This is a genomic window from Ruegeria sp. CJ2 (assembly GCF_056536745.1).
In genome coordinates, this window is sequence record NZ_JBQFQF010000009.1 from 109,227 (window position 1) to 133,822 (window position 24,596).

Consider the following 24,596-nt stretch of genomic DNA (forward strand, 5'->3'; position numbering starts at 1 on the left):
TGCCCTTAAACCTTGCGGTTCAGATCAACTTAGAAGTTGAACTGAGCACCGAAGTCAGCACGGATGGTGCTGTCTGCGCTGCCGACTTTGGTGTCGCCGATACCACCGCGCAGCGATGCACCGCCACCCAGGTCGTAGATTGCGCCGATACCATACTGACGGGTGTCACCGTCTGCCGAACCGTCACCGTAAGCGGCGGTCAGGGTCAGAGCCGAACCAACGTTGTAAGCTGCCGACAGACCGTAGAAGGTGTCGTCGGTTTCTTCACCAGCCGAGTTCACAGGTGTGTCGCCTTCGTCACCAACAAACAGGGTGCCCGAGAAGTCGCCCCATTCACCACCCAGGGTGAAGACCAGCAGGTCAGGGTCATCGCCGAACGAACCCGCGTCGGTCTGACCGTAGGCCAGAGCTGCGGTGATGTTGTTGAAGGTGTAGGTCGCGCTGATGTCCCAGCGGTCTGCATCTTCAGGAACGCCGCCCAGAGCAACAGTTGCCTGGTCGTACGATGCGCCGAATGCGAAGTCGCCAACTGCGTACTGGAAGAACACAGCGTTCGAACCCGAACCGGTCGACGAGTAGCCCAGGAAGCTGTAGTCAACGCCCGAGTACTGGCCGATGAAGTTTTCCAGGCCCGGCTCGTTACCGTAGTAGTTTGCCAAGTTGTCGAAGGCACCTGCGACGTTGCCCGCGTCAACACGCAGACCACCGTAGATGACCGAGAAGCGTGCGCCGTTCAGACCGGCTGCGTTTGCTTCACCGTTGCCGGCGTTCTCGTCAGCCTGCAGACGAACACGAGCCGAGAACTCAACGCCGCCATCGGTCTCAACGACGCCGTCGATGTTCAGACGGAAGCGCGAGATCAGGATAGTGTTGTCGGTGTCGACAGTCGCGTTGGCGTTGGTGCCGGTTCCGCGAACAATGTCACCGCTTGCGGTGGTGGTGAAGTTCGCAACCGAACCGGTGCGGTCTTCTTGGTATCCAATACCAAAGCGGCCATAACCGCTAAAGCGTACGTCGGCCGCTGCAACACTTGCGGTTGCGATCAGAGCGGTCGATGCGAAGAGAACTTTTTTCATCTTGTTTCCCTCGGTTTCAAAGTTTTTCTACTCGACACATGCTTCAGCACATGTCTCAGCACGGGAACCGTTTCGCTCTTTTTGCCCCCTTCGCGCAAGCACGGCATAATTAGGCAGGCAGCATTGGCAACAGATTGGTGCAAGGATGCCACAGTCCGTTTTGGGCCTTAAAGCATCAGCAATACCGCTTAATTGTGACAATAAGAGGGTTGTTGCCGCACTGGACCTTGTCTAGGAGTATCACTGAACGAACGAGACCAAGTGAAACAGGACCAGTCGACGATGCGCCTGCAGACGATTATCGGTTTGATCATAGTGGCTGCCGCAGTGTCGGCCTGCGGACAGAATCGAGGGGCCGCACCGAATCCCGATTTGCTTAATACAGACAGCGGCCGATCAAGCGAACGCGAACTGAACGACCCCAACCGCTCGACCATCTGGGATGTCTTCGACACCAGAAACGCGGAACAGGTCACAAATGTGAACAGATATCTGTGGGCGGCTTCTCTGGACGTGTTGAATTTCCTGCCCGTGCAAGAGGTCGACCCGTTTACGGGCATTATTGTAACGGGTTACGGAACACCTCCGGGCGGCGGGCGGTCTTATAGAGCAACGGTTCACATAAGCGACCCGGCTCTGGCGGCGCGTTCTTTATCGGTGGCCTTGCAGTCCAGCGGGGGTGCTCCGGTCAGTGCGGCGACCACGCGCGCGGTCGAGGATGCCATCCTGTCCCGCGCCCGTCAGTTGCGCATTGCGGATAACAAGCTCTAGCAACCCGCCGAAAATCACAATATTACCACGCCGGGCTCTGACCCGGCGTTTTCATTCACGAAGGACCGCACGATGTCGCGCTACTCGGCCAACGAAATCGAAGCAAAATGGCAGGAAGCCTGGGACAAGGCCGGGATTTTCACCGCCGACCACAAGGCGGACAAGCCCAAATACTATGTGCTTGAGATGTTCCCCTACCCCTCGGGCCGAATCCATATGGGCCATGTGCGCAATTACACGATGGGCGACGTGATCGCGCGGCACAAACTGGCGACCGGCCACAATGTACTGCACCCGATGGGTTGGGACGCCTTCGGGATGCCTGCGGAAAACGCAGCGATGGCGATTGGCGGTCACCCCAAAGACTGGACCTATGGCAATATCGCTGACATGCGCAGTCAGATGAAGCCGCTTGGCCTGTCGATTGACTGGTCGCGCGAATTTGCCACCTGTGACCCGGAATATTACGGCCAGCAGCAGGCGCTGTTTCTGGATATGCTCGAGGCGGGTCTGGTCTACCGCAAGAACGCCGTGGTGAACTGGGACCCGGTCGACATGACCGTTCTGGCCAATGAACAGGTGGAAAACGGCCGCGGCTGGCGCTCGGGCGCTCTGGTCGAGCGGCGCGAGCTGACGCAGTGGTTCTTCAAGATATCCGACTATTCCGAGGAATTGCTGGACGCGCTGGATACGCTGGAAAACTGGCCTGCCAAGGTCCGCCTGATGCAAGAGAACTGGATCGGCAAGTCGCGCGGTCTGCAATTCGGCTTTGAACGCACCGATGGCGGCGAGCCGATCACCGTCTATACGACCCGCCCCGATACGCTGATGGGCGCGTCTTTCGTCGGTATCTCGCCCGATCACCCGATTGCCAAGCAACTTGAGGCGGAAAACCCAGAAGTCGCTGAGTTTGTTGCGGAATGCCGCAAGGGTGGCACCACGGAAGAGGCCATCGAAACCGCCGAGAAGCTGGGCTATGACACCGGCATCACCGTCAAACACCCGCTGGACCCGAACTGGGAACTGCCGGTCTGGATCGCCAACTTCATCCTGATGGACTACGGCACCGGCGCGATCTTTGCCTGCCCCGCACATGACCAACGCGATCTGGATTTCTGCCGCAAATACGGGCTGCCCGTGGTCGATACCTTCTTTGCGCTGGATGACGACACTCCGGTCGACAAGATCGCCTTTGTACCGCCCAAAACTGAGAAAGTCCGCTGGGTGAATCACTTCGCCGGTCTGACCGAGGCGACGGGCGACGAGGCCATCAACACCACCGTTGATTTCGCAGAAAAGGCCGGTTGGGGCGAAGGCGTCACCAAATACCGTCTGCGCGACTGGGGTCTTTCGCGGCAACGCTATTGGGGCTGCCCTATTCCCGTTGTGCATTGCGATTCTTGTGGCGTGGTGCCCGAGAAGAAAGAGAACCTGCCGGTTCGCCTGCCCGACGATGTGACCTTTGACAAACCCGGCAACCCGCTGGACCGTCACCCGACGTGGCGCGACTGTGCCTGCCCGTCCTGTGGAGCGCCCGCCAAGCGTGAGACGGACACGATGGACACGTTCGTCGATTCGTCGTGGTACTTCGCGCGATTCACCGCGCCCCGTTCTGAGACGCCCACCGATCTGGCCGAAGCCGAATACTGGATGAATGTCGACCAGTATATCGGCGGGATCGAGCACGCAATTCTGCACCTGCTCTATTCCCGCTTCTTTGCGCGGGCGATGAACATCACCGGCCACCTGCCGAAAAAGGCGATTGAGCCGTTTGATGCGCTGTTCACCCAAGGCATGGTCACGCATGAAATCTACCAGACCCGCGACGCCAATGGCCGCCCAGTCTATCACCTACCCGAGGACGTGACCGACGGCAAATTGGCCGACGGCACCGAGGTTGAAATCATCCCCTCGGCCAAGATGTCGAAGTCGAAGAAAAACGTGGTGGACCCGGTCAGCATCATCTCGGCCTTTGGTGCCGACACCGCGCGCTGGTTTGTTTTGTCCGATTCGCCGCCCGAGCGTGACGTGGAATGGACCGCATCGGGGGCCGAGGCCGCGTTCAAGCACCTGAGCCGCGTGCATCGCATCGCGTCGGAAATCGCGGAATCGGACGCTGCGGCCAATGCCGAGGATGAACCCCTGCTGCGTGAGATGCACAAAGCCATCCATGATGTTTCGGGCGGGGTCGAATCCTTTGGGTTCAACGCGTCCATCGCCAAGCTCTATGCCTTCACCAACACTTTGGCGAAATCCAAGGCAGGCGCGGATGCAAAACGTCAGGCCGCCAAGACGCTGGCTCAGTTGATGTCACCGATGACCCCGCACCTGTCCGAAGAGCTCTGGCAGTTGCTGGGCGGCGAGGGGTTGGTTGCCACCGCCGCATGGCCCGTCGCGGATGAGGCGATGCTGGTTGACGATACCGTCACCCTGCCGATCCAGATCAACGGCAAACGCCGCGCGGAAATCAGCGTTCCCAAGGATATGGACAAGGCAGAGGTTGAAAAAATCGCGCTCAGCACCGAAGCTGTGCAAAAGGCGCTGGATGGCAATGCGCCGAAAAAGGTGATTGTTGTGCCGGGCCGGATCGTGAATGTCGTTGTTTGACCGCAGAACCCTGTTGATGCTGCCGCTGGCACTTGCTGCCTGCGGCTTTGAGCCGGTTTACGCCCCCGGCGGATCGGGTGATGCGTTGAATGGCAAAGTTCAGGTTTCTGCCCCAAGCGATGTCGAAAGCTATTTGCTGGTTCAAAATCTGGAACAACGACTGGGTCGCAGTTCCGGTTCGGTCAAAGATTACCAACTGGATGTAAGCCTTGTCACCCAAACGCGGCGCGCAGCAATCCGGACGACCAACGAAACCGACCGGTATACGATCGAGGGCCGCGCCAGATTTGCCCTGAAATCGAATGAAACAGGTCAGGTTATGACATCAGGGACGGTTTCAGACTTTGTCGGATATTCGGCTGCGGGTTCGACAGTATCGACCCTTGCGGATGAGCGCGACGCCACTGACCGGCTGATGGTGATTCTTTCTGATCAGATCGTCAGCCGCCTTTACGCAGCGCCGGGCCTGACACAATGAAGCTCAGCCCGCGCGAGGCCGAGGGTTATTTCGCAAAACCGGATGCAGATAAGACCGGTCTGCTGATCTACGGGGCTGACGCCATGCGCGTGGCGCTGAAGCGCCAGCAGGTACTTGCGGCGCTGTTGGGCCCCAATGCCGAAGAAGAGATGCGCCTGACCCGATTGCCGGGGGCAGATTTGCGCGCAGACCCCGCCGCACTTTTGGATGCGGTAAAGGCAGTTGGCTTCTTTCCCGGTCCCCGCGCCGTTCTGGTCGAAGACGCAACAGATGCCGCAGCGCCTGCGATCCTTGCGGCGCTGGAGGATTGGCGCCCCGGCGATGCGCAGATTGTCGTCACGGCTGGGCAGCTCAAGGCCAGTTCAAAAATGCGCAAGGCGTTCGAGGCCCATCACGCGGCGTTTGCGACCGGAATTTACGATGATCCGCCTTCGCGCAACGAGATTGAGCGGGTTCTGACGCAAGCCGTTGTGAAGAACATCCCTCGCGATTCCATGTCGGCCCTGACCGAGCTGGCTGCTGGCATCAGCCCCGGCGATTTCTCTCAAACCATTGAAAAACTGTCGCTTTACAAGTCGGGCGACGCAACTGAACTGACAATCGAAGATATCGAAGCTTGTGCCCCACGCTCGACCGAGGCCGCGTTGGATGATGTTCTCAACGTCGTGGCCGAGGGCCGCGCCGGAGAGATCGGTCCGCTGATCCGAAGGTTGCAATCGCAGGGCACTGATGCGGTCGCGTTGTGTATCGGCGCCACTCGGCATTTCCGCACGTTGTATGCGTGTGCCTCGGACCCCGGTGGTGCGGCGCAGGGGATCGGCAAAATGCGCCCACCGATCTACGGCAAACGCCGGGATCGCATTGTCCGGCAGGCGCAAGGTTGGGGTGCTGCGAAACTTCAGACGGCCCTGACCGTTTTGACAGATACGGACCTTACATTGCGATCCGCAGGTCAGACGGCCCCGGCAATGGCACTTGTTGAACGGGCAATGATCCGCCTGGCGATGCTTGCACGGCCGCGTTAGCGCCCAGTTTCCAGCCACTCGCAAGCCCTGCGGCCAGCCCAACGCCCCGTTGCCAGACATGCCGTCAGCAGATACCCCCCGGTTGGGGCCTCCCAGTCCAGCATTTCGCCCGCACAAAACACCCCCGGCAAAGACGTAAGCATGAGCCTGTCGTCCACGGCAGCTCTGGCAACGCCTCCGGCTGTCGAAATCGCCTCGTCCATGGGGCGCAGACCGGCGTGATGAATGGGTAAGCGTTTGATCGCAGAGATCAATTTCTCTGGCGCAAGAACTTCACCCTGTGTCATTTCGTGGAACAGCGCGACTTTTTGAGGGGGCAGGCGCAGTGATTTCTTCAACCACTGCGACACGGTTGTCTTGGACTTTCTGGCAGACAGGCGTTCTTTCAGGACCGACGTGTTCAGATCAGGCGTCAGATCGACAAACAACGACGCCCCGTGGCGCAGGGCGGGGGTCAATGAATACAATCCTCCGCCCTCCAGCCCATTGGCGGAAATCGTGGCTTCGCCCCGGCTGGCGATATCACCGGCTATCCATTGAACCGATTTCAGGGCCGCACCGAAATGAGGGCGCATGTGATGGCTCCAATCCACCGAAAGGGCCGAATTCGACGGCTCAAATGGGGCAAGTGCAACGCCTTTGGACGCCAGAAACGATGCCCACTGCCCGTCTGATCCCAACCGCGCCCAACTTGCGCCACCCAGCGCCAGAATCGTTGCATCCGGGTTTACACTTTGTTTGCCGTCAGGTGTTTCGAAGACCAGAGCCCCGTCCTCCCACCCGGTCCACCTCCAGCGCGTTTTGATCTCGACGCCAGCCGACCCGAGCCGACCCAGCCATGCGCGCAGCAGGGGGGAGGCTTTCATCGCAGTTGGAAATACACGCCCAGTGGACCCGGTAAACACCTCCTGCCCCAGGTCACGGGCCCAATCCTGAACATGGGTTGCGTCAAATTCAGACAGGATGGGACGCAACCACCGGGCGGCTTGTCCATAGGACTGCAACAGGTCCTCGAATGGCTCATCCTTGGTCAGATTCAAGCCAGACTTCCCAGCCATCAGGAATTTGCGTGCGACCGATGGTTTGGCCTCGGCCACCAATACGTCATGACCGGCCGCTGCAAGCTGTTGCGCAGCCATCAGGCCAGCGGGCCCTGCCCCGATCACAACTGCCTGTGCCATTTCTATCCTATTGCCTTCTGCCGCATCCGACGCAACTCTTGCCAAGTCATGCCAGAAATTGATCCAATCTGCCCACTTTGCGACCGTCCGATCCCGGATGGGGACGGCAGCCTGCACCATCTGATCCCAAAACTCAAAGGGGGCAAGGGTGGCCCCACCGTTTTACTGCACGTGATCTGCCACAAAGAAGTCCACGCAACCCTGACCGAAGGCCAGTTGGCGCGCGAGTTCAATACGGTAGAGGCTTTGCGCGCGCATCCAAGACTGGAGAAATTCCTGAATTGGGTCCGTAAGCGCCCGCCCGGTTTTCGCTCGAAAGTGCCGGGCCGCAGGCGAGCGCGATAATCAACCGGGCCAAACTTGATCCCCGAACGCGTCCCGTACCGGGGACGAAAGCCCGCTGACCTCCAGCCCGCGATAGTCCGGAGAGGGCACGAAAGTTCCGCCGGCAACATGCTGGAACTCCAGCGTGGTATACGGTCTTTTCCAAAGCCATTCGCGGTTTTCGACAGCCCATACATCCGCATTTGGCGACGTTTCATCCGTGAACGCATAGAAATGCAGGTCAAACCCGTATTGCGCGACGTCCTGCATCGACAACAAGCGCATCCCCTGCGCACGGCAGAACGCATCCTCGGCAGCGATATCGCCCGTGCGCAAGGTGATCTGACCAAGACACGCTTTTGCAAACGGGTTTGACGGATTGGCCGCATTGTCCGGGCGGTTGCCTTCAAAATCCCATTGTAAGAGTTCGATCACGAACCCTTCGGGGTCTTTGAGATGGCACATGTAACCGATATCCAGAAATTGCTTCGGATCCGAAACCTCCACCCCCTTTTGGCGCAGGAAGGCCGCGGCCAGATCCACATCCGGTACGGTTATACCGATCTTCCAATATCGTTGCCCCTGATCGTGGCTGTATTTGCCGCCACCCGGCATCATGACCACGTCGGCATCAGAGCCACCATAGCCGACACGCTGGCAGACGCCCTGAGCTTGGGCCGTCATGCCAAGGACATCGCTGTAAAATGCCGACAGACGTTCCGGATCGGAAACGTGCAACCGAAGGGCAGATAACCTCATCGGCACAGCCTTGCGATACCCTGCGCGATCTCGGGGTTGGCCTGAACGCTGTCAGAAACCAATTCATGCGCCGTTTGCATCAGCAGGTCGGGGTCAACAACGCGATCCACCAGACCAAAGGAATACGCCTCGTCCGCAGTGATCTTTTGCCCTGCCATCAAAATCATCTTGGTGCGTGCCGGGCCTATCAATGCCGCCATTCGCTGTGGATCCGAAGGTTGCGGCAGAAACCCAAGCTTCATCACCGGGTAAAAGAACTTGGCCGATGGCACCGCAATGCGCAGATCGCAAGCCAGTACCATGCCATTGGCACCGCCAGCCAAAGTGCCATTCAGCGCAGCAACCGTCAGGCATGGCAAAGCAGCGATAGCCCCGGACAACCTTTCCCACAGGTCCGAGGTCGCAAGGCCCGCGCGCGCTTCGTCCAGATCGGCACCAGCGCTGAATACCTTGCCCTCACCGGTCAGGATCAAAGCACGCGCGTCGGTTGCATTTTCGGCTATGTCGCACAGTTCGGTCAGCATGGCCCCGGTTAGCGCGTTAGCCTTGTCCGGGTTGTTCAAAGTGACGGTCCACAATCCGCCCGTCTTGGTCAGTTGGATCACGTCAGCCCTACCCTTTGCCGAATGTCTTCGCGCCTAAGCGAAATTTCAGTTCCCAAAAACTCATCCGCATCCTCGGTACACATCCAAAGCAGCGCGCGAGCCGGCCAGTCAGCCGGGATATGATCGCTCCAATCCAGCTGGCTTACAGCGTTGATGCCGCTGGCCTTGATGACGCGCTGCATGTCGGTGGCGACGGTTCCGGGTGACAATCCCATCGCGCGGATGCCGTGAATGGCTTCTTCAAGATGCAGGCACTCGGTCAACATCTTCGCCCCCGCTTTCGAGGCGCAATAATGGCTCCACGCCTCGATAGGGTTTGACGCCGCGCCAGAGGATACGGTCAGCACCGTACCGCCACCGGCGGCCCGCATCACGGGCAGCGCTGCGCGCATGCCGTAAAAGACCCCTTTCAGGTTGATGTCGATCGCCGTGCTCCACGCCGCGACATCGGCGCTGGACATGTGAAAGATCGGGTCGATGACACCCGCATTCCCGATCAGAACGTCCAATCCGCCGAACCGGTCCACGCAATCGGCAACGGCTTGTTCCACCTGCGCAAAATCGCTTACGTCGCATTGCAGCGCCAGTGCGTTTTCGCCCAGCGCCTCGGCCAGGGTTGCAATTTGATCGCGGCTGCGCGCGACCAGAGCGACGTTTGCCCCGGCTGCGGCAAAAACACGCCCTGCCTCGGCCCCGATGCCGCGGCTTGCCCCTGTAATCAGTACGGTTTTCCCTTGCATGTGAACCCTGTACCTCCGTTGTTTTGAGATTGTGTGAACCTCTACCGCGCGAAGGGGGAAAGGGTCCACCCCTTGCCCCTTGACGCCCGACGCCACAGACACGACGATGCGCGCAAGATTAATCAAGAAGGGTTCTGTAATGTCCGTTTTTCTTCGCCGTAGCTGCGGCGCAGTATTTGCCTATGCCATAGTGACTCAGGGGGCGCTGGCCGATTTGACCGCGCAGGATGTCTGGAACGACTGGCAGTCCTACCTCAGCCAGATGGGGTATACCGTGTCCGGCGACCAATCCGTTGATGGAAACGTGACGAGCATCAGCAACATGAGTGTCGCGATGGCGCTGCCCGAGGAAGACGCGACCTTCCAGATGCTGGTTCCGCAGATGACCCTCACCGAAAACGGAGACGGAACTGTCAGCATCGGTTTCCCCGAAAGCTTCCCGATGACCGTATCGGGCGAGGGTGAAGGCGAGACATTCTCGGCCGATATTCTCTACACCCATAGCGGTCTTGAGATGGTTGCATCCGGCGCGCCCGAAGACATGACCTACGACTATTCCGCAGCCTCGCTTGGCATCAAGCTGGACGGCGTGGACGTCAATGGCGAAGAAATGCCCGGCGACATCCTTGGCGCCAATATGGAAATGACCGACCTGACCGGCAGCTCGCGGATGAAGGTTGGCGAAAACCGCAGTGTGGATCAGACGTTCAAGGCCGCTGGTTTGACCTATGGGCTGGTATTCGAAGATCCAGAAAGCGACGAAACCGCAAAGATCGACGGCAATCTCAACCAGCTTGATTTTGAAGGCACCAGCGTGATCCCGTCAGATTTTGACATGTCGGACCCGCAAGCCTTTTATGGGGCGGGGTTCGAGTTTTCGGGTCTGTTCACATACGGCTCTGGCACAACCGCGATGGCGGGCACCAGCGATGGCGAGGCGTTCTCGTTGGGCAGCGAGTCCGAGGGCGGTCGCTTTGCCGCAAGCTTTGACGCGCAGCGACTGGCCTATGACGTTGAGCAAAACAGCGCAAAACTGGCCGTGACAACTGCTGACCTTCCTTTCCCGATCGAAATTGCGATGGCCAATGCCGGGCTGAAGTTCGAGTTTCCCGTGCAGCAGTCCGAAGAGATCCAGCCCTTTGGATTTGCCATCAACATGACCGATTTCACCATGTCCGACATCCTGTGGAGCATGTTTGACCCGGCAGGTGCCCTACCGCGCGATCCGGCCACGATTTCGATTGATACTTCGGGCACGGCCAAGATTCTGACCAACTTCTTCGACCCCGAAGCCGTTGAAGCGCTGGAATTCTCGGAAGAAGCACCGGGCGAACTGCACTCTCTCAAGATCAACGAACTGCTGGTATCGCTGGTCGGTGCAAAGCTGACGGGCAACGGCGACTTTACCTTCGACAATACCAACACCGAAGAACTCGGCGGATTGCCGAACCCGACCGGGGTTGCAAACCTGACGCTGACGGGCGCGAACACGCTGATCGACAAGCTCATCGGTATGGGCCTGATTTCGGACAGCGACGCAATGGGCGCGCGCATGATGATGGGTCTGATGGCTGTGCCCGGCGAAGAGCCCGATACGCTGAACTCGACAATCGAGTTTACCGAAGACGGCCAGATTTCGGCCAATGGTCAGCGCATCAAGTGACCTTTTGCGAGAGAAGGTCAACCGGTCTTCTCTCGCCCCAAATGCCGGGTCTTCGGGTCGTTTGACCGATATCGGCACAGGCTCGTTCTGGCAGGTCCCTTTCCAATATTTCAGACAATGTACCGCGTTCGGTCGACTTTGGTGTTCCGTCAAATCCCCATTGGGGCCAATTTGCACCATAGTTTGAATTCCCGAACCGCTGCTGTCCGGCTTCAGGTCTTGCGAGCAGCGCAGTGCAACGCTAGGTCCAATATATACAGACCGGAGACCTCATGACCCGAACACCTGAAGACATCAGCCAAGCCCTGCTGGAAACCGCCCGAAAAGCTGGGGCCGAAGCAGCAGATACCATCGTGCTCGACGGGTCCTCGGTCTCGGTCGAGGTACGTGGCGGGGCGTTGGAACACGCGGAACGGTCAGAAGGTACCGATCTGGGGCTGCGCGTCTTTCTTGGGAAACGCCAAGCCATTGTTTCCAGCTCGGACAGCCGTCCGGAAACCCTGAAGGCCATGGCCGAACGCGCCGTTGCCATGGCGCGTGAAGCGCCCGAGGACCCCTATACCGGCCTTGCCCAGTCTGACCAGCTTGCAACGGGTTGGGACATCGAGGCACTGGAGCTCTTTGACCCGACCGCTGAGCCTTCTGCCGAAGATCTGATGCAGGACGCGCTTGCAGCCGAAGCAGCCGCGCTTTCTGTTCAGGGCGTGACCCAAGTGTCTGACGCGGCGGCCTCATACGGGACGCATCGGGTCCATCTGGCCGCCACGAACGGGTTTTCCGGCGGCTACGTGCGCAGCAGCCGATCCACATCCTGCGTTGCGATCTCGGGCGAAGGCACCGGGATGGAGCGTGATTACGATGGCGACAGCCGCACATTCCAGTCAGACCTGCGCAGCCCGGCTGATATCGGCAAAAGCGCCGGAGAACGCGCCTTGCAACAGGTCGGCGCCCGCCAACCCGCAACGGGGACATATCCGGTTCTGTTTGATGAGCGTATTTCGTCATCGCTGATTGGTCATCTTCTGGGGGCCAGCAACGGCGCGGCCATCGCACGTGGCGCATCATGGTTGTCGGATTGTCTGGGTGAGCAGGTTCTGCCCGACCACCTGTCCCTGATCGAAGACCCGCACCGCCCGCGCATTTCAGGATCGCGCCCCTTCGATGCCGAAGGTCTGCCCACCCGACGCAGGGCCATCGTTGAAAACGGCACGCTGACCGGCTGGACGCTTGACCTGTCCAGCGCGCGCAAGCTTGATATGGCATCTACCGGGAACGCGGCGCGCGGCGTATCCGGCCCACCATCCCCCAGCAACTGGAACCTGAGCCTGACACAAGGGGATCAAAGCCGGGCACAGTTGCTGCGCGATATGGGCACAGGGTTGCTCGTGACCTCGATGATCGGATCGACGATCAACCCGAACACGGGCGACTATTCCCGTGGTGCATCCGGTTTCTGGATCGAAAACGGCGAGATCGCCTATCCGGTCAACGAATGCACGATCGCAGGCAACCTGCGCGATATGCTCAAACGGATCATTCCGGCAAACGACGCGCGGACATACCTGTCCCGTGTGGTTCCGTCCTTGTTGATCGAAGGAATGACACTTGCCGGCAACTGACCTGCCTCTGCTGATAGATGCCGCACGGGAGGCTGGAAAGATCGCCACGCGCTACACAGGCAGTTCTGCCCGTCGGTGGGACAAGCCGGATGGCGCAGGACCGGTCACCGAGGCGGATCTGGCTGTCAACGCGATGCTCGAGCGGGATCTTCCCGCCGCCCGGCCCGGTTACGGTTGGCTCAGCGAAGAGACCGAGGATTCACAGGATCGGCTGAGCAAGTCCCGTGTGTTCATCATCGACCCGATTGATGGCACACGCAGTTTTGCCGAAGGATCGCGCACATGGGCGCATTCTCTGGCCATCGCGGAAGATGGCGAGGTGACGGCGGCGGTGATCTACCTGCCGCGGCGCGACTTGTTTTATGCGGCCGCCAAGGGACAGGGCGCGACGCTGAACGGCGCGCCGATCCGGGTATCAGGCGTCACTGATTTGAAGTCCGCCGAAATACTTGCGGCAAAACCCAATCTGGATGCACGCCATTGGCTGAACGGTCACCCGCCGGACTTCCTTCGCAATTATCGGCCTTCGCTGGCCTATCGTCTGGCGCTTGTCGCTCAAGGGCGGTTCGACGGGATGCTGACGCTTCGCCCGAGCTGGGAATGGGACATCGCCGCCGGAGATCTGATCATTCGTGAGGCGGGCGGGGTATGTTCGGACCGTTCTGGACAGCCGTTGCGGTTCAATAACCCGCATCCCCGACTAACCGGTGTGATCGCGGCGGGCACTGCCGTTCACGACAAGCTGTTTGAACAGCTTGATCCACGGGGCTCGGGGATCACCCCATGAGCAAGCCGCGCTCGCTCAGCCTTGCTGCGTATCGCATCCTGTCCTGGGGTGTCTCCAACGCGACGGATGCCCCATACATTCCCAGACCGGACGGTGAGGTGATATGGATTCACGTCGGCGCACAGGACCGGCAACGCGCGGCTGTCGACTTTTGTCAGCGGTTGCTGCAATCGCGCCCCACGCTCTCGATCGTTCTGTCCGCACCACCCGATGCTGACCTTTCCAGATGGGACGCCTGCGCGTTTCCGCTGGTCAACCTGCCCGCGGAACAAACCGGTGCCGCCCGTGCTTTTCTGGATCATTGGCGCCCGGATATCGGGCTTTGGGTTGGCGGCGGGCTGATGCCCAACCTGATCACTCGCGCGTCCGAGCGGGGTATTCCCCTGATCCTGATAGAGGCAGAAGTCGACATCAAGGTCGCACGCGGCGGGCGTTGGTTGCCGGATATCACGCGGTACACATTTGACTGTTTCCACACGATCCTTGCGACCACACCAGACGTCGTACGACATATTCGCCGTCTGGGTGTGTCGTCGTCCAAGACCCAAGTCTCTCCGCCTTTGCACGTCAGTCCCAACCCGCGTCCCTGGCCCGAAGATGAGCTTATCGAGATGACCCATGCCTTTTCAGGGCGTCCGGTCTGGCTGGCGGCATGGGTGCGCGACAAAGAGTTCATCTCGGTCCTCAGCGCGCATCGTCAGGCCATGCGGATGCTGCCCCGTCTGGCGCTTATTCTTCACGTCGCCGACATTTCCGAAGCCGGTCCGTTGCACAGACGTCTGGAATCCATGGACCTGCGCTGTATCAACTGGGACGACGGCGGCACTATCGAAGACACCACTCAGGTCATCCTGACGTCCGAGCCTGAAGATCTGGGTCTTTGGCAACGTGTCTCACCCGTGACCTTCATGGCCAGTTCACTGGAACGCGGCGCAGGCGGACAGGACCCGCTGGTGGCAACGGCCCTTGGGTCTGCGGTCATTCACGGCCCATTTGTGCATCGCCATCAGCAACTATACGATCAACTGGACCGAGCGAATGCCGCACGAACCGTAAGAACCGCGACCGAGCTTGGCGATGCCGTTGTCGCACTGCTGGCGCCGGATCGAGCGGCGGACATGGCCTTGGCCGGATGGCAGATCGTGACCGAGGGCGCACCTCAGGCGGATCACCTGATCGACATCGTGCAGGATTGTCTGGATCAGCGGAGTTGAGATGATGCGAGCACCTGACTTCTGGAACACCGCCCCCGACAGACTGGCCCTGCGAGCGCGCATCCTGTCCCCGCTAGGGCGCATCTACGCGGCCGCCACCGCGCGCCGGGTTGCCTCGGGACCGGGTCTGAACCCCGGTGTGCCCGTCATTTGCGTCGGCAACCTGAATGCGGGCGGGACGGGAAAAACGCCGACCGTGATCTGGATCATCGAACAGTTGCGCGATGCGTGGCACACAACCCATGTGGTAACCCGTGGCCATGGCGGGTCGCTGGATGGCCCCGTTCGGGTTGATCCCGCCAAACATTCAGCCGCCGAGGTTGGTGACGAACCGCTGCTCCTTGCTGCATTTGCAGATGTTTGGGTCGCCAAGGACCGCGCGGCCGGCGCGCGTGCTGCCGCAGCCGAGGGCGCCACTGTCATTGTGCTTGATGACGGGTTTCAGAATCCATCGGTGGCCAAGGATTTCTCAATCATCGTTGTGGATGCGGAACGTGGATTTGGAAACGGTCTGTGCCTGCCTGCAGGACCCCTGCGGGAACCCGTCGACATTGGCCTGAAACGCGCGGATCTTGTGCTTTCGTTGGGGCAACAAAACGCGCAAAAACAGTTCGCGGATAACTGGGGCAACGCGCTGACCGCACCCCACGCGACGGGTGCAGTTGTCCCCCTGCAAACGGGCATGGACTGGGCCGATACGCCTGTGCTGGCCTTTGCAGGTATTGGACATCCAGAAAAATTCTTCGCAACCCTTCGCCAACAGGGTGCCACCCTGTTGCGGGCCGAAGCATTGGACGATCACCAGCCCTTGACCCCCGCACTGATGACGCGGCTCGAAGGTGAGGCGCGCGCGCTTGGCGCGCAGATGGTTACCACGGAAAAGGATGCCGTGCGCCTGCCTGCCGCGTTTCGCAGCAAGGTGATAACCCTGCCGGTGCGTCTGAATGTGAACGACGGCGACCGAGTCAGGCAATTGCTGCTACAGGCCGCCCCTTCACCGTGATCTGTGGCCGGTCCGAAGTCCGGCCCTTTCGTGACTTAGCTTCCCAGCTCGTCTTCGATCAGCTTTTTGAAGTCATCGTAAGACTGGTTGTCGACCTTCTTGCCATTCACAAGGAATGACGGGGTCGCCTGAATACCATCGCGTTCGGCATTTTCCTGATACCAGGCCACCAGCGTCTGTGCGCGCGTCCCGTCCTGAAGGCAGGCTTCCAACTGATCATTGTCGATCCCGGCCAGACGCCCGATCTTGCGCAGCTCATCCACGATCTCGGCCGGGCCACCGGCGCGGGTCCATTCCGACTGGCCTTCATAGATCAGGTCGGAAATGCCAAAGAACTTCTCGGGCCCGCCGCAGCGCGCCACCATCGAGGCCCACAGGCCATAGCGGTCAAAATACACCTCGCGATAGATGAACTTGACCTTGCCGGTGTCGATAAAGTCTTTTTTCAGTTGCTTGTACGGCCCAGTGTGAAAATTGGCGCAATGCGGGCAGGTATAGGATGCGTATTCGATGATCTCGACCGGCGCATCTTCGGCGCCCAGCGTCATTTCCACGATGGTCGATGTGTCCAGATCAGCCTCTTGCGCTTCGGCGCTGCTGATCAGCGGATAGGCAGAGTTTGAATTGGACAGCGACAGCCAATAGCCGCCAGCGGCTATGGCGACAGCCGCGCAAATTCCGGTTGCAATACGGCTCATGTCTGGGCCCTTTCTCAGCGTTTTTGTTTGGTTAATACGTTACGGCCCAGACGTTCAAGGGCTGCGCGCAGATCACCGTCGTGAACATCCCGCGCGGCGCGGTCCGCCTCGGCCGCAATCTCTGGTTCGATCTTGGGTTTTTGCGTTTTCGGCTTGTGGTCGAAACTGGCCTGCCCCTCGGCAAATCCGGTCGGAGCTGTCTGCGTGATGCGCACCCGGCTGATGGCGTTATAGCCGTAGACCGCGTTCACTTTACCGCGCAACTGTTCCTTCTGCATTTCCAGCATCGGGGCCTGCGGCCCGGTGGTCAGCACAGTCAGCGTGGCCCCCATCCCGCCTTTTCCGTAGCCCACATTCACGGGCCGTGCGATCGCAGCCATGTCCTGCCCCACGATTTCAGCCCAATGGGTCAAAAGACGCGTCACAGCGAACCCCCGGCTTTCACCGGCGTGCCTGATCTGGTCGTTCAGCAATGTCGCGGTGCGTTTGAACCCGCGGGTCGAAGAACGTCTGCGCTGCATCTGGTTTCCAACTCCTGCGCCGCTATTGTAAAGGGCAGGACACTGGGCGCCAGCGAAACCCGACACGGAGATACATAAAACTTGCGTGACTCTGCCGATTTGAACGTAAGCGAAGAATTGTTGGCCTGGTATGACCGCCATGCGCGGGAAATGCCGTGGCGGGTTGGGCCGGCGGACCGGGTCACCGGGGTGCTGCCTGATCCCTATCGCGTCTGGCTATCCGAAGTGATGTTGCAGCAAACCACGGTTGCTGCCGTGCGCGACTATTTTCTGCGCTTCACCACCCGCTGGCCGTCGGTTCAGGCCCTGGCATCAGCGCCCGACGATCAAGTCATGGGTGAGTGGGCCGGGCTGGGCTACTATGCGCGCGCCCGCAACCTGCTCAAATGCGCGCGCGTGATAACAGATGACTACGATGGTACGTTCCCGAACACCTATGACGCCCTGCTGAAACTGCCCGGCATTGGTCCCTATACCGCCGCCGCGATCTCAGCGATTGCGTTTGACCGGCCCGAAACTGTGCTCGACGGAAATGTCGAACGCGTCATGTCCCGCCTTTTTGATATTCACGAGCCCCTTCCGGGTTCAAAGCCGGTATTGAAGGAACGTGCCGCCTTGCTGACGCCCAACAGCAGACCCGGCGACTATGCGCAGGCGGTGATGGATCTGGGGGCGACCATCTGCACGCCAAAGTCACCGGCCTGCGGTATTTGCCCTTTGCGCGATCCCTGCCCGGCGCGCAGGACCGGAACTCAGGCTGACCTGCCACGCAAGACAGCCAAGAAACCGAAACCAACACGATACGGGCATATCTATATTGCTCAGGCCTTGAATGGCGACATGCTGATGGAACGGCGACCGGACAAGGGCTTGTTGGGTGGCATGTTGGGCTGGCCGGGCTCGGACTGGACCGATGCGCCCGAGAAATCCCCTCCGTTTCAAGCAGAATGGCAGCAGCTTTCGGGTGAGGTGCGCCACACGTTCACCCATTTCCATCTTGTCCTGTACATCTGGACCGCCCCCCTTCCCCAAGGGCTGCTTCCGAATAACCTGCTTGTGGTGGAAAAACACAGGTTTAAACCCAGCGATCTGCCAACCGTTATGCGCAAGGCGCATGACCTCTGGCGCAATCGGTAACCCATTGTGCGCAATATCGGACTAGGACTAATCTTGGCGCAATCGTTCGGAGCCCCTCGATGATCGCAGCAGAAACCCTCAGCCGCTGGCAATCCGCCCTCCCGTTCTGGGTGGCTTTCCTGCTGATCCCGCTGATCTGGATTACCGCCTTTGCGGGCGGATGGTGGGTTTTGCTGGTGCCGCTGTCGACCTGGTGGGCCTTTGCATTACTGGACCGGCTGACAGGGCTTGAGCTGGGGAACGCAGACCCCGACACCTCTGACGTTACACTGCAGTGGTACATCCTGTTGACCAAGGCGTGGGTTCCGGCGCAGTTCCTGACGCTCTATGGCTTGATCTGGTACGCAACGCACACAGATCACCTGTCGTCGTTGTCAAAAATCGGCCTGTTCTTTGGCATGGGTGTCCTTTCAGGCACGATCGGCATCAACTACAGCCACGAATTGATGCACCAAAAGGGCCGACTGGAACGCTGGCTGGGCGACATCCTTTTGGCGATGGTGCTGTATTCGCATTTCCGGTCCGAACACCTGCTGGTCCATCACCGTTATGTCGGCACCCCGCGGGACCCCGTGACCGCGCGCTATAACGAGGGGTTTCACCGGTTCTACCCCCGCGTTTTGTGGCAATGCCTTGTATCGGCGTTTCGCGCCGAAAAGGACAAGCTGGCCCGCAAAGACCGCCCCTGGACCGACCTCGCCAATCCTTTTTGGCGGTACTGGACCTTGCAGGGCGGGATGCTGTTGCTGGCATTTCTGATTGGCGGCTGGTCGGGCTTGGCCCTGTTTCTGGTTCAGGCAGGCGTCGCCACCTGGCAGCTCGAGCTGGTCAACTATGTCGAACACTACGGCCTGACCCGCAAACATTTGGGCGATGGGAAATACGAACAAGTTCTGCCGCGCCATTCGTGGAACGCATCGCAAAAGGCATCCAACTGGCTGCTGATCAACCTGCAAAGGCACTCGGACCACCATTACAAACCCAACCGCCGGTTCCCGCTGTTGCAGCACCATTCGGAAGACACCGCGCCGCAACTTCCATTTGGCTATCCGGTGATGACAGTCGCCGCAATGGTGCCACCACTTTGGCGCCGGGTCATGAACCCGCGGGTTCGGGCCTGGCGACGGCAATACTATCCCGAAATCACCGATTGGACGCCCTACAACGCGTCGCGAAATCCTTTGCCAAGGGCCTGACCGCAGCGCGCATCAGCGCGCTGCCCGGCCCAACGAATTTATTTGCATCTTGGACGCATATGAATTCGGCGGGAGGCCGACCCTATAGCACCCAAACATCCATCGGCACTTCGACACCGCGTACCGTCTGGTTTTCGTGCTTGGCAAAACCTTCCATCAATTCCGGCAGGTTTTGGCCTTCCTCTTGCAATTGCACGTTTATTGCATCGCTCAGAACAGCGCGCGCGCCAAACTCGCGGGTCAATGCCTCCAGCTTGGCGGCTACGTTGACCGCATCACCGATGACTGCGAACTCCAGCCTGTTTGCGCCGATGTCACCCAGAACGACCGATCCATAGTGGACACCAATACCCACTTGAATCTCGGGCTCACCCTGACGCTTCCGCTCGACGTTCCAACGGTCAACAACACGCACCATATCGCGGGCGCAGGCCACGGCGTTTGTGGCGTCCAGCGGGGTTGGAACCGGAGTGCCGAACGTGGCCATCAACCCGTCGCCCAGATACTTGTCCAACGTCCCGTGATGCCGAAAGACCTCGGTCTCCATGCGGGCGTGAAAACCGCGCAAAACCTCGATCACCTCATAAGGATCGCGCCCGGCGGCGTATTTGGTAAACCCGACAATATCAATGAACAGAACCGCAATGTTTTCCTTGCGCACCTGTTTGAGAGGTTCGTCATTCTGGCTCAACTGATCGACCACGTTTGGCGAGAAATACCGGGACAGGTTTGCACGCTCACGCTCCAGCCCCGCATTGGTTAACAACAATTGATTGAGACGCCGCATCGAGACGCCAAGCGTCACGGCGACCATCACAAACACGATCACCTGCTGAACCCGCTGCGACGGCATAAAGCTGTTGGGATCAAGCAGTTCAGCAACGTCAGGGTAGCCTGACAAAGCCTGCGCGACACGCTCGCTTATGCCCGGAATCGGGGTCGAGACCCACCACGCAATCAGCCAGCCCGCCGTCCACACCAATGCGGTCCACGACCCGATCGCAACAACCGTGCGCCAGGAATAGGCCAGCGTTCCCGCAGCCAGAATGATGAAGAAATACTGAAAATTGTCGAACCTGTACTGCATGGCCAAGGGCCGCACATCATCGCTGAACGGGTTGGGCACGATCATGCCCAAGGTCATGATCATAAGATCCACAAAGATCAGCAGAAGTTCGGTACGCGATTGCCCAACCTGACCTGCCTTGCGGATCAGCCAGCCATTCGCGCAGATCAAAAGCAGGATGAAATGATACCACATCACTTCCCATTGCGGGTTCAGGAAGATCAACAAAATTCCCGTCAGACCCATGGCGATCCAACGCGCCCTGACAGCCAGCTCCAGCCCTTCACGCTTGTGCCGTTCCAACGCGGCTTCGGTATATTTGTTGTCCAGATCGTAGCGATCCGGGCGCGTCACAAAAAATCGACTGAACCGAGATTCACTGGCTGCGGTGTCCGACATGGCTGAGACTCCTTCGGTGCGGTGCACATCCTAGAAGTCTCAGATCGAAAGGGAAATGCGAAAAACAAAAGACCCCGCCGAGATCGGCGGGGCAAGGCTTAGTGCCTTGTGTCAGGCCACAGGCACCGGCGGTATTCGTGAAATCAGTTATGCATCTCCGACCGGATCTGCTGACGCAGCACGTCGATCGGTACGGTCTTTCCGTCGCGCTTGAAGCACCAATATGTCCAGCCGTTGCAGGATGGCGCGTTTTCCAGATGCGCCCCGACCTGATGGATCGAGCCTTTGACGTTATCGCCCACCAGCGTGCCATCGGCGCGGACCTTGGCCTTGTGGCGCTGGTTCATGGAATACAGTTCCTCACCCGGACGCAGCATGCCGCGTTCGACCAGTTGGCCGAACGGCACGCGCGGCTCGGCGCGTTTGCTGGCGCTGACTTCCAGCGCTTCGCGGTCGAATTTGCGGACTTTGGCGATGCGCTTTTCGGCCACTTTGCGATAGCTTTCCTCGCGCTCGATCCCGATGAATTCACGCCCCAGCATCTTGGCCACGGCCCCGGTCGTGCCAGTACCAAAGAACGGGTCCAGCACCACATCACCGGGGTTGGTCGAGCCGATCAGTACCCGATGCAACAACGATTCCGGTTTTTGTGTCGGATGCGCCTTGTCGCCGTTTTCATCTTTCAGGCGTTCATGTCCGGTGCAGATCGGCAGCACCCAGTCGCTGCGCATCTGCACACCTTCGTTCAGCGCCTTCAGCGCCTCATAATTGAACGTGTATTTCGCGCCTTCACGCTTGGACGCCCAGATCATCGTCTCATGCGCATTGGTGAACCGCTTGCCACGGAAATTCGGCATCGGGTTCGACTTGCGCCACACCACGTCGTTCAAAATCCAATATCCCGCGTCCTGAAGGGCCGAACCCACACGGAAAATGTTGTGATACGAGCCAATCACCCAAATCGCGCCATTGGGTTTCAACAACCGGTGCGCCGCTTTCAGCCACTCGCGGGTGAACTGGTCATAGGCTGCAAAGCTGGAAAACTGATCCCAATGATCATCAACCGCATCCACCTGGCTATTGTCGGGGCGATGCAACTGACCTTTCAGCTGCAAATTATAGGGCGGATCCGCAAAGATCAGGTCAACCGACGCCTCAGGCAGACTGCTCATCGCTTCGATGCAGTCCCCGGATAGAATCGTGTTTAAAGGGAGCGCTTTTGCGCCCTTTTTGGTGGTTGTCGTCATATCACTGCCTCAAGTGTCCACGGCGCTTTTGCGCTCATTTGGTTGAGACTAGGATGAGTCAAAGACGATTCGCCGTCAATTTCTTTTTTGAATCAGCGACTTACGATTTACTCTTGATACAAGATATTGTGTACGGGTTTAAACGAACGCCTATGATGTGGGGTCACACCAAGATTTTGCAGCGCTTCGCTGTGTTGTTTTGACGGATATCCGGCGTTTGTCTCCCATCCATAGCCGGGATGCTGTTGCGCCAAATCCACCATCACCTGATCGCGCCAGTTTTTCGCAATGATTGATGCGGCTGCAATCGACACCGAATGCGCATCGCCTTTAACAACGGCCTGAGAGGGGATCGTCAGCCCACGCGGAATCAAGTTCCCGTCTATCAAAAGATAGTCCGGCGGCGGGTCCAGCGCGGCCACCGCCCGTTCCATCGCAAGATGCGAAGCACGCAAGATGTTGTGTTCGTCGATCTCTGAAACCGTTGCTTCGGCAATTGCGAACTCGGCCCGCGCGCGTATTTCAATATCCAGACCGGCACGGCGCTTCGCTGTCAGTTTCTTTGAATCGTTCAGCCCCTCGGGAATGTCATCGGCGTTCAGGATCACGGCCGCTGCAACCACCGGGCCTGCCAACGGGCCACGGCCAACCTCATCCACGCCTGCGATCCGTATGTAGCCCTGCGCAACGGCGGCCTGTTCCAGTTCGTAATCAGGTTTCGTCATGCCTTGGAAAGACCGCGTTTCAAGGCCAACCGCAAGCAAAAAGGAAGGGGCAGACTGCGCTGCCCCCTCCCCGCGGCGCTTCTGTGACGCCGCTCCTGCTCGAAAGCGATTACTGGTAAACCACGCGGTATCCTTTTTGGCGCAGGCAGGCGGGCTCATAGGCACGCTTGACCTTTTGGCCGTTCCAGAAACCGACCTTGCACTCTTGCGGCAGGCTTTTGACGTACTTGTAGTGCTTGTTCAGGCAACCTGGCCCAAGCAACGGGCGCTTGGCCGAATACCTGTCGAACGTGCGCAGGCATTTTTGCGGCAAATCGTATTTGGCAACACGGCCCGGTAGCGGACGCACCGGATAATAGGACGGGTCGGGCTTGGCCTTGTAGACCGGCGCCCGGTTCCGGCTGGCGCGTTCTTTGTCTTTCTCCTTGTTATAATAATGGACACCGGCGCCGATCAGCGCGATGGCGGCCAATCCTCCGAGTATGTCCTTGGCATCTGCGGCCCGCGCCTGAGACACAGAAACGCCGGTGATGGTAATTGCCGTGGCCAGAATCAGAGCAATGAATTTCCGGTGCATGATATTTGTCCTTTTCCAAGTGGTGGGGCGATCCGGCGCGGTGGCCGTTTTCCTTGCCTCAACACTGGTCGCAGCCCTGAAAGACACGCAATAACGGGCCGGTGTTATCAAATATCAGCACCCCAAAACCCCTTGAGTTATTGAATATCGCGACCAGCCATGCGCAGGATGCAGCCTATGAAACAGATCTTCTCTTCTCTGGCTGTCTGCGCCCTGATATCGGTCGGCACCGCCGCATCCGCGGCGGATTGCTATGCCGATTACAAAGCCAAACAGGACAATCCCTTGCGATTACATTACGGCGTCATGCAGGTGTCCGCCTGCGACAAGGGCAAGGCAAAAAAAGAAGTCGCGCAACGCCTGCGCGGGTCAGGATGGACCTTGCTGAACGTGATGTCGGTGTTTGGGCCGGATGGGTTGGACAAAAGGAAGGCCAATGCCGGAAAATTCTATCTCCGTTACTGAGGCGCGGCGATCAGGGACACGGCTGGTTGGGGTTGGCATCGCAGCGATCGTCTTGATCCTGATAACGGCAGCCGTTTTTCTGTTCTGGACCTTGCCCGACGCCAACGCCTTCAATGCGCGTGTTGAGCGATTGTTCATCGAAAGCGACCTGACCTCTCAGGCCGAGATCCGCCTGCTGGAAATCCTCGCGCAATCGGGAACGGCCTTTGCGGATACTCTGTCCAGCTACCGGATGGTCATATTTGTTTTGCTGGTCTTCGCCAGCACCATGCTGGTTACGGCGCTCGTGTTTCTGGTGATGCTGGTGCTGCTGAACCGGCGGATGGCCCAGATCGAAAGGACGGGCATTCAGGTGACCTCGTTGCTGATCAGCCGCGAAGAAAACACCGTCTATCTGAACAATATGGACTTCAAGCTGACACCTGCCGCGATGGAAACGCTGGCGGTTCTGGCTGAGTCCAGACTGGACGACGAAATGCTGTCCGGTGCCCAGATCGAGGCGGTCATATCCGGCAAAGACGCCTCTGATTGCGAAGAGGCCGCCGGCGCGACGCGGATCAAACGGCTGCGCGACGCCTTGGGTAACCAGATGGTCAGCGAGTTGCTGGTCAAGAATATCGCCAAGAAAGGCTACATGCTGTCGATCGACAAAGATGTGATTCAGATGGTCTGACCAAACGGGTTCGCACATTGGTTGTGTGGAAAACTGTCAT

The 24,596-nt window shown here is 59.1% G+C and carries 25 protein-coding genes; 14 read left to right on the top strand and 11 right to left on the bottom strand.

What is annotated here, in order from left to right; all coding sequences use genetic code 11:
- Positions 1 to 29: 29 nt before the first annotated feature.
- On the bottom strand, positions 30 to 1,076 hold the full coding sequence (locus ACR0MS_RS14250) for a porin (RefSeq protein WP_480574418.1): 1,047 nt from the start codon (positions 1,074 to 1,076) through the stop codon (positions 30 to 32).
- Positions 1,077 to 1,358: 282 nt separating this feature from the next.
- Here ACR0MS_RS14250 and ACR0MS_RS14255 point away from each other — a divergent pair, with 282 nt between their 5' ends.
- From ACR0MS_RS14255 to holA, 4 genes are all read left to right on the top strand, one after another.
- Entirely contained in the window at positions 1,359 to 1,847 is a 489-nt protein-coding gene (locus ACR0MS_RS14255) for a DUF3576 domain-containing protein (protein WP_171124687.1), read from the top strand.
- A 72-nt stretch (positions 1,848 to 1,919) separates the two neighbouring features.
- Positions 1,920 to 4,454 (top strand): leucine--tRNA ligase, encoded by a 2,535-nt coding sequence (leuS, locus tag ACR0MS_RS14260; RefSeq protein WP_480574421.1) that lies wholly within the window; start codon positions 1,920 to 1,922, stop codon positions 4,452 to 4,454.
- Positions 4,441 to 4,932: an LPS assembly lipoprotein LptE gene (lptE, locus tag ACR0MS_RS14265; RefSeq protein ID WP_480574424.1), complete on the top strand. Its 492-nt coding sequence runs from the start codon at positions 4,441 to 4,443 to the stop codon at positions 4,930 to 4,932. Before leuS ends, lptE begins: the two co-directional genes overlap by 14 nt.
- Positions 4,929 to 5,957 (top strand): DNA polymerase III subunit delta, encoded by a 1,029-nt coding sequence (gene holA / locus ACR0MS_RS14270; RefSeq protein ID WP_480574427.1) that lies wholly within the window; start codon positions 4,929 to 4,931, stop codon positions 5,955 to 5,957. Before lptE ends, holA begins: the two co-directional genes overlap by 4 nt.
- Here the strand turns inward: holA and ACR0MS_RS14275 are convergent.
- Positions 5,954 to 7,138, bottom strand: a complete 1,185-nt coding sequence (locus ACR0MS_RS14275) for a TIGR03862 family flavoprotein (RefSeq protein ID WP_480574430.1) — start codon at positions 7,136 to 7,138, stop codon at positions 5,954 to 5,956. The genes holA and ACR0MS_RS14275 overlap by 4 nt on opposite strands.
- A 48-nt stretch (positions 7,139 to 7,186) precedes the next feature.
- On the opposite strand from ACR0MS_RS14275, the gene ACR0MS_RS14280 reads away from it, so the two are divergent.
- Positions 7,187 to 7,483 carry an HNH endonuclease gene (locus tag ACR0MS_RS14280; protein ID WP_480574433.1) on the top strand — a complete coding sequence of 99 codons (297 nt, stop codon included), beginning with the start codon at positions 7,187 to 7,189 and terminating at the stop codon, positions 7,481 to 7,483.
- Here the strand turns inward: ACR0MS_RS14280 and ACR0MS_RS14285 are convergent, their stop codons facing one another.
- From ACR0MS_RS14285 to ACR0MS_RS14295, 3 genes are read right to left on the bottom strand one after another with little or no spacing between them, the layout of a single operon-like run.
- Positions 7,484 to 8,221: a VOC family protein gene (locus tag ACR0MS_RS14285; protein ID WP_480574436.1), complete on the bottom strand. Its 738-nt coding sequence runs from the start codon at positions 8,219 to 8,221 to the stop codon at positions 7,484 to 7,486.
- A complete protein-coding gene (locus tag ACR0MS_RS14290) occupies positions 8,218 to 8,826 on the bottom strand; it encodes an enoyl-CoA hydratase/isomerase family protein (protein WP_480574439.1) in 609 nt (202 codons plus the stop codon). Before ACR0MS_RS14290 ends, ACR0MS_RS14285 begins: the two co-directional genes overlap by 4 nt.
- On the bottom strand, positions 8,823 to 9,566 hold the full coding sequence (locus ACR0MS_RS14295; protein WP_480574442.1) for an SDR family oxidoreductase: 744 nt from the start codon (positions 9,564 to 9,566) through the stop codon (positions 8,823 to 8,825). Before ACR0MS_RS14295 ends, ACR0MS_RS14290 begins: the two co-directional genes overlap by 4 nt.
- 139 nt (positions 9,567 to 9,705) lie before the next feature.
- Here ACR0MS_RS14295 and ACR0MS_RS14300 point away from each other — a divergent pair, with 139 nt between their 5' ends.
- From ACR0MS_RS14300 to lpxK, 5 genes are all read left to right on the top strand, one after another.
- A complete protein-coding gene (locus ACR0MS_RS14300; protein ID WP_480574445.1) occupies positions 9,706 to 11,229 on the top strand; it encodes a DUF2125 domain-containing protein in 1,524 nt (507 codons plus the stop codon).
- Between the two features lie 272 nt (positions 11,230 to 11,501).
- Complete coding sequence (locus ACR0MS_RS14305) at positions 11,502 to 12,848, top strand: TldD/PmbA family protein (RefSeq protein WP_480574448.1); 1,347 nt, start codon at positions 11,502 to 11,504, stop codon at positions 12,846 to 12,848.
- Positions 12,835 to 13,635: an inositol monophosphatase family protein gene (locus tag ACR0MS_RS14310; protein ID WP_480574451.1), complete on the top strand. Its 801-nt coding sequence runs from the start codon at positions 12,835 to 12,837 to the stop codon at positions 13,633 to 13,635. Before ACR0MS_RS14305 ends, ACR0MS_RS14310 begins: the two co-directional genes overlap by 14 nt.
- Complete coding sequence (locus ACR0MS_RS14315; RefSeq protein ID WP_480574454.1) at positions 13,632 to 14,849, top strand: 3-deoxy-D-manno-octulosonic acid transferase; 1,218 nt, start codon at positions 13,632 to 13,634, stop codon at positions 14,847 to 14,849. The genes ACR0MS_RS14310 and ACR0MS_RS14315 overlap by 4 nt, the downstream gene beginning before the upstream one ends.
- A 4-nt stretch (positions 14,850 to 14,853) precedes the next feature.
- Positions 14,854 to 15,852 (top strand): tetraacyldisaccharide 4'-kinase, encoded by a 999-nt coding sequence (lpxK, locus tag ACR0MS_RS14320; RefSeq protein WP_480574729.1) that lies wholly within the window; start codon positions 14,854 to 14,856, stop codon positions 15,850 to 15,852.
- Positions 15,853 to 15,887: 35 nt separating this feature from the next.
- On the opposite strand, the gene ACR0MS_RS14325 is transcribed toward lpxK, so the two are convergent.
- Positions 15,888 to 16,550 (bottom strand): DsbA family protein, encoded by a 663-nt coding sequence (locus tag ACR0MS_RS14325; protein WP_480574457.1) that lies wholly within the window; start codon positions 16,548 to 16,550, stop codon positions 15,888 to 15,890.
- A gap of 14 nt (positions 16,551 to 16,564) precedes the next feature.
- Positions 16,565 to 17,071, bottom strand: a complete 507-nt coding sequence (locus tag ACR0MS_RS14330; RefSeq protein WP_480574461.1) for a DUF721 domain-containing protein — start codon at positions 17,069 to 17,071, stop codon at positions 16,565 to 16,567.
- 81 nt (positions 17,072 to 17,152) lie between these two features.
- On the opposite strand from ACR0MS_RS14330, the gene mutY reads away from it, so the two are divergent.
- Positions 17,153 to 18,208, top strand: a complete 1,056-nt coding sequence (gene mutY, locus ACR0MS_RS14335) for an A/G-specific adenine glycosylase (RefSeq protein WP_480574464.1) — start codon at positions 17,153 to 17,155, stop codon at positions 18,206 to 18,208.
- 59 nt (positions 18,209 to 18,267) lie between these two features.
- Positions 18,268 to 19,404: an alkane 1-monooxygenase gene (locus ACR0MS_RS14340; protein WP_480574467.1), complete on the top strand. Its 1,137-nt coding sequence runs from the start codon at positions 18,268 to 18,270 to the stop codon at positions 19,402 to 19,404.
- Positions 19,405 to 19,486: 82 nt separating this feature from the next.
- Here ACR0MS_RS14340 and ACR0MS_RS14345 read toward each other — a convergent pair whose 3' ends face one another.
- From ACR0MS_RS14345 to ACR0MS_RS14360, 4 genes are all read right to left on the bottom strand, one after another.
- A complete protein-coding gene (locus ACR0MS_RS14345) occupies positions 19,487 to 20,869 on the bottom strand; it encodes an adenylate/guanylate cyclase domain-containing protein (RefSeq protein WP_480574470.1) in 1,383 nt (460 codons plus the stop codon).
- Between the two features lie 143 nt (positions 20,870 to 21,012).
- Positions 21,013 to 22,116, bottom strand: a complete 1,104-nt coding sequence (locus tag ACR0MS_RS14350; RefSeq protein WP_480574473.1) for a DNA methyltransferase — start codon at positions 22,114 to 22,116, stop codon at positions 21,013 to 21,015.
- Positions 22,117 to 22,223: 107 nt separating this feature from the next.
- A complete protein-coding gene (locus ACR0MS_RS14355; protein ID WP_480574476.1) occupies positions 22,224 to 22,841 on the bottom strand; it encodes a ribonuclease HII in 618 nt (205 codons plus the stop codon).
- Positions 22,842 to 22,950: 109 nt separating this feature from the next.
- On the bottom strand, positions 22,951 to 23,418 hold the full coding sequence (locus ACR0MS_RS14360) for a hypothetical protein (RefSeq protein WP_480574479.1): 468 nt from the start codon (positions 23,416 to 23,418) through the stop codon (positions 22,951 to 22,953).
- A 177-nt stretch (positions 23,419 to 23,595) separates the two neighbouring features.
- On the opposite strand from ACR0MS_RS14360, the gene ACR0MS_RS14365 reads away from it, so the two are divergent.
- Together ACR0MS_RS14365 and ACR0MS_RS14370 are read left to right on the top strand one after the other, a co-directional pair.
- Complete coding sequence (locus ACR0MS_RS14365; RefSeq protein WP_480574482.1) at positions 23,596 to 23,883, top strand: hypothetical protein; 288 nt, start codon at positions 23,596 to 23,598, stop codon at positions 23,881 to 23,883.
- A complete protein-coding gene (locus ACR0MS_RS14370) occupies positions 23,855 to 24,556 on the top strand; it encodes a winged helix-turn-helix domain-containing protein (protein WP_480574485.1) in 702 nt (233 codons plus the stop codon). Before ACR0MS_RS14365 ends, ACR0MS_RS14370 begins: the two co-directional genes overlap by 29 nt.
- The last annotated feature ends 40 nt before the right edge of the window (positions 24,557 to 24,596 follow it).

Excerpts from the sequence above, each read along its gene's own strand:
- ACR0MS_RS14250 (WP_480574418.1), bottom strand. The coding sequence starts at position 1,076 with ATGAAAAAAGTTCTCTTCGCATCGACCGCTCTGATCGCAACCGCAAGT.
- ACR0MS_RS14255 (WP_171124687.1), top strand. The coding sequence starts at position 1,359 with ATGCGCCTGCAGACGATTATCGGTTTGATCATAGTGGCTGCCGCAGTG.
- leuS (WP_480574421.1), top strand. The coding sequence starts at position 1,920 with ATGTCGCGCTACTCGGCCAACGAAATCGAAGCAAAATGGCAGGAAGCC.
- lptE (WP_480574424.1), top strand. The coding sequence starts at position 4,441 with ATGTCGTTGTTTGACCGCAGAACCCTGTTGATGCTGCCGCTGGCACTT.
- holA (WP_480574427.1), top strand. The coding sequence starts at position 4,929 with ATGAAGCTCAGCCCGCGCGAGGCCGAGGGTTATTTCGCAAAACCGGAT.
- ACR0MS_RS14275 (WP_480574430.1), bottom strand. The coding sequence starts at position 7,138 with ATGGCACAGGCAGTTGTGATCGGGGCAGGGCCCGCTGGCCTGATGGCT.
- ACR0MS_RS14280 (WP_480574433.1), top strand. The coding sequence starts at position 7,187 with ATGCCAGAAATTGATCCAATCTGCCCACTTTGCGACCGTCCGATCCCG.
- ACR0MS_RS14285 (WP_480574436.1), bottom strand. The coding sequence starts at position 8,221 with ATGAGGTTATCTGCCCTTCGGTTGCACGTTTCCGATCCGGAACGTCTG.
- ACR0MS_RS14295 (WP_480574442.1), bottom strand. The coding sequence starts at position 9,566 with ATGCAAGGGAAAACCGTACTGATTACAGGGGCAAGCCGCGGCATCGGG.
- ACR0MS_RS14300 (WP_480574445.1), top strand. The coding sequence starts at position 9,706 with ATGTCCGTTTTTCTTCGCCGTAGCTGCGGCGCAGTATTTGCCTATGCC.
- ACR0MS_RS14305 (WP_480574448.1), top strand. The coding sequence starts at position 11,502 with ATGACCCGAACACCTGAAGACATCAGCCAAGCCCTGCTGGAAACCGCC.
- ACR0MS_RS14315 (WP_480574454.1), top strand. The coding sequence starts at position 13,632 with ATGAGCAAGCCGCGCTCGCTCAGCCTTGCTGCGTATCGCATCCTGTCC.
- lpxK (WP_480574729.1), top strand. The coding sequence starts at position 14,854 with ATGCGAGCACCTGACTTCTGGAACACCGCCCCCGACAGACTGGCCCTG.
- ACR0MS_RS14325 (WP_480574457.1), bottom strand. The coding sequence starts at position 16,550 with ATGAGCCGTATTGCAACCGGAATTTGCGCGGCTGTCGCCATAGCCGCT.
- ACR0MS_RS14330 (WP_480574461.1), bottom strand. The coding sequence starts at position 17,071 with ATGCAGCGCAGACGTTCTTCGACCCGCGGGTTCAAACGCACCGCGACA.
- ACR0MS_RS14340 (WP_480574467.1), top strand. The coding sequence starts at position 18,268 with ATGATCGCAGCAGAAACCCTCAGCCGCTGGCAATCCGCCCTCCCGTTC.
- ACR0MS_RS14345 (WP_480574470.1), bottom strand. The coding sequence starts at position 20,869 with ATGTCGGACACCGCAGCCAGTGAATCTCGGTTCAGTCGATTTTTTGTG.
- ACR0MS_RS14350 (WP_480574473.1), bottom strand. The coding sequence starts at position 22,116 with ATGACGACAACCACCAAAAAGGGCGCAAAAGCGCTCCCTTTAAACACG.
- ACR0MS_RS14355 (WP_480574476.1), bottom strand. The coding sequence starts at position 22,841 with ATGACGAAACCTGATTACGAACTGGAACAGGCCGCCGTTGCGCAGGGC.
- ACR0MS_RS14360 (WP_480574479.1), bottom strand. The coding sequence starts at position 23,418 with ATGCACCGGAAATTCATTGCTCTGATTCTGGCCACGGCAATTACCATC.
- ACR0MS_RS14365 (WP_480574482.1), top strand. The coding sequence starts at position 23,596 with ATGAAACAGATCTTCTCTTCTCTGGCTGTCTGCGCCCTGATATCGGTC.
- ACR0MS_RS14370 (WP_480574485.1), top strand. The coding sequence starts at position 23,855 with ATGCCGGAAAATTCTATCTCCGTTACTGAGGCGCGGCGATCAGGGACA.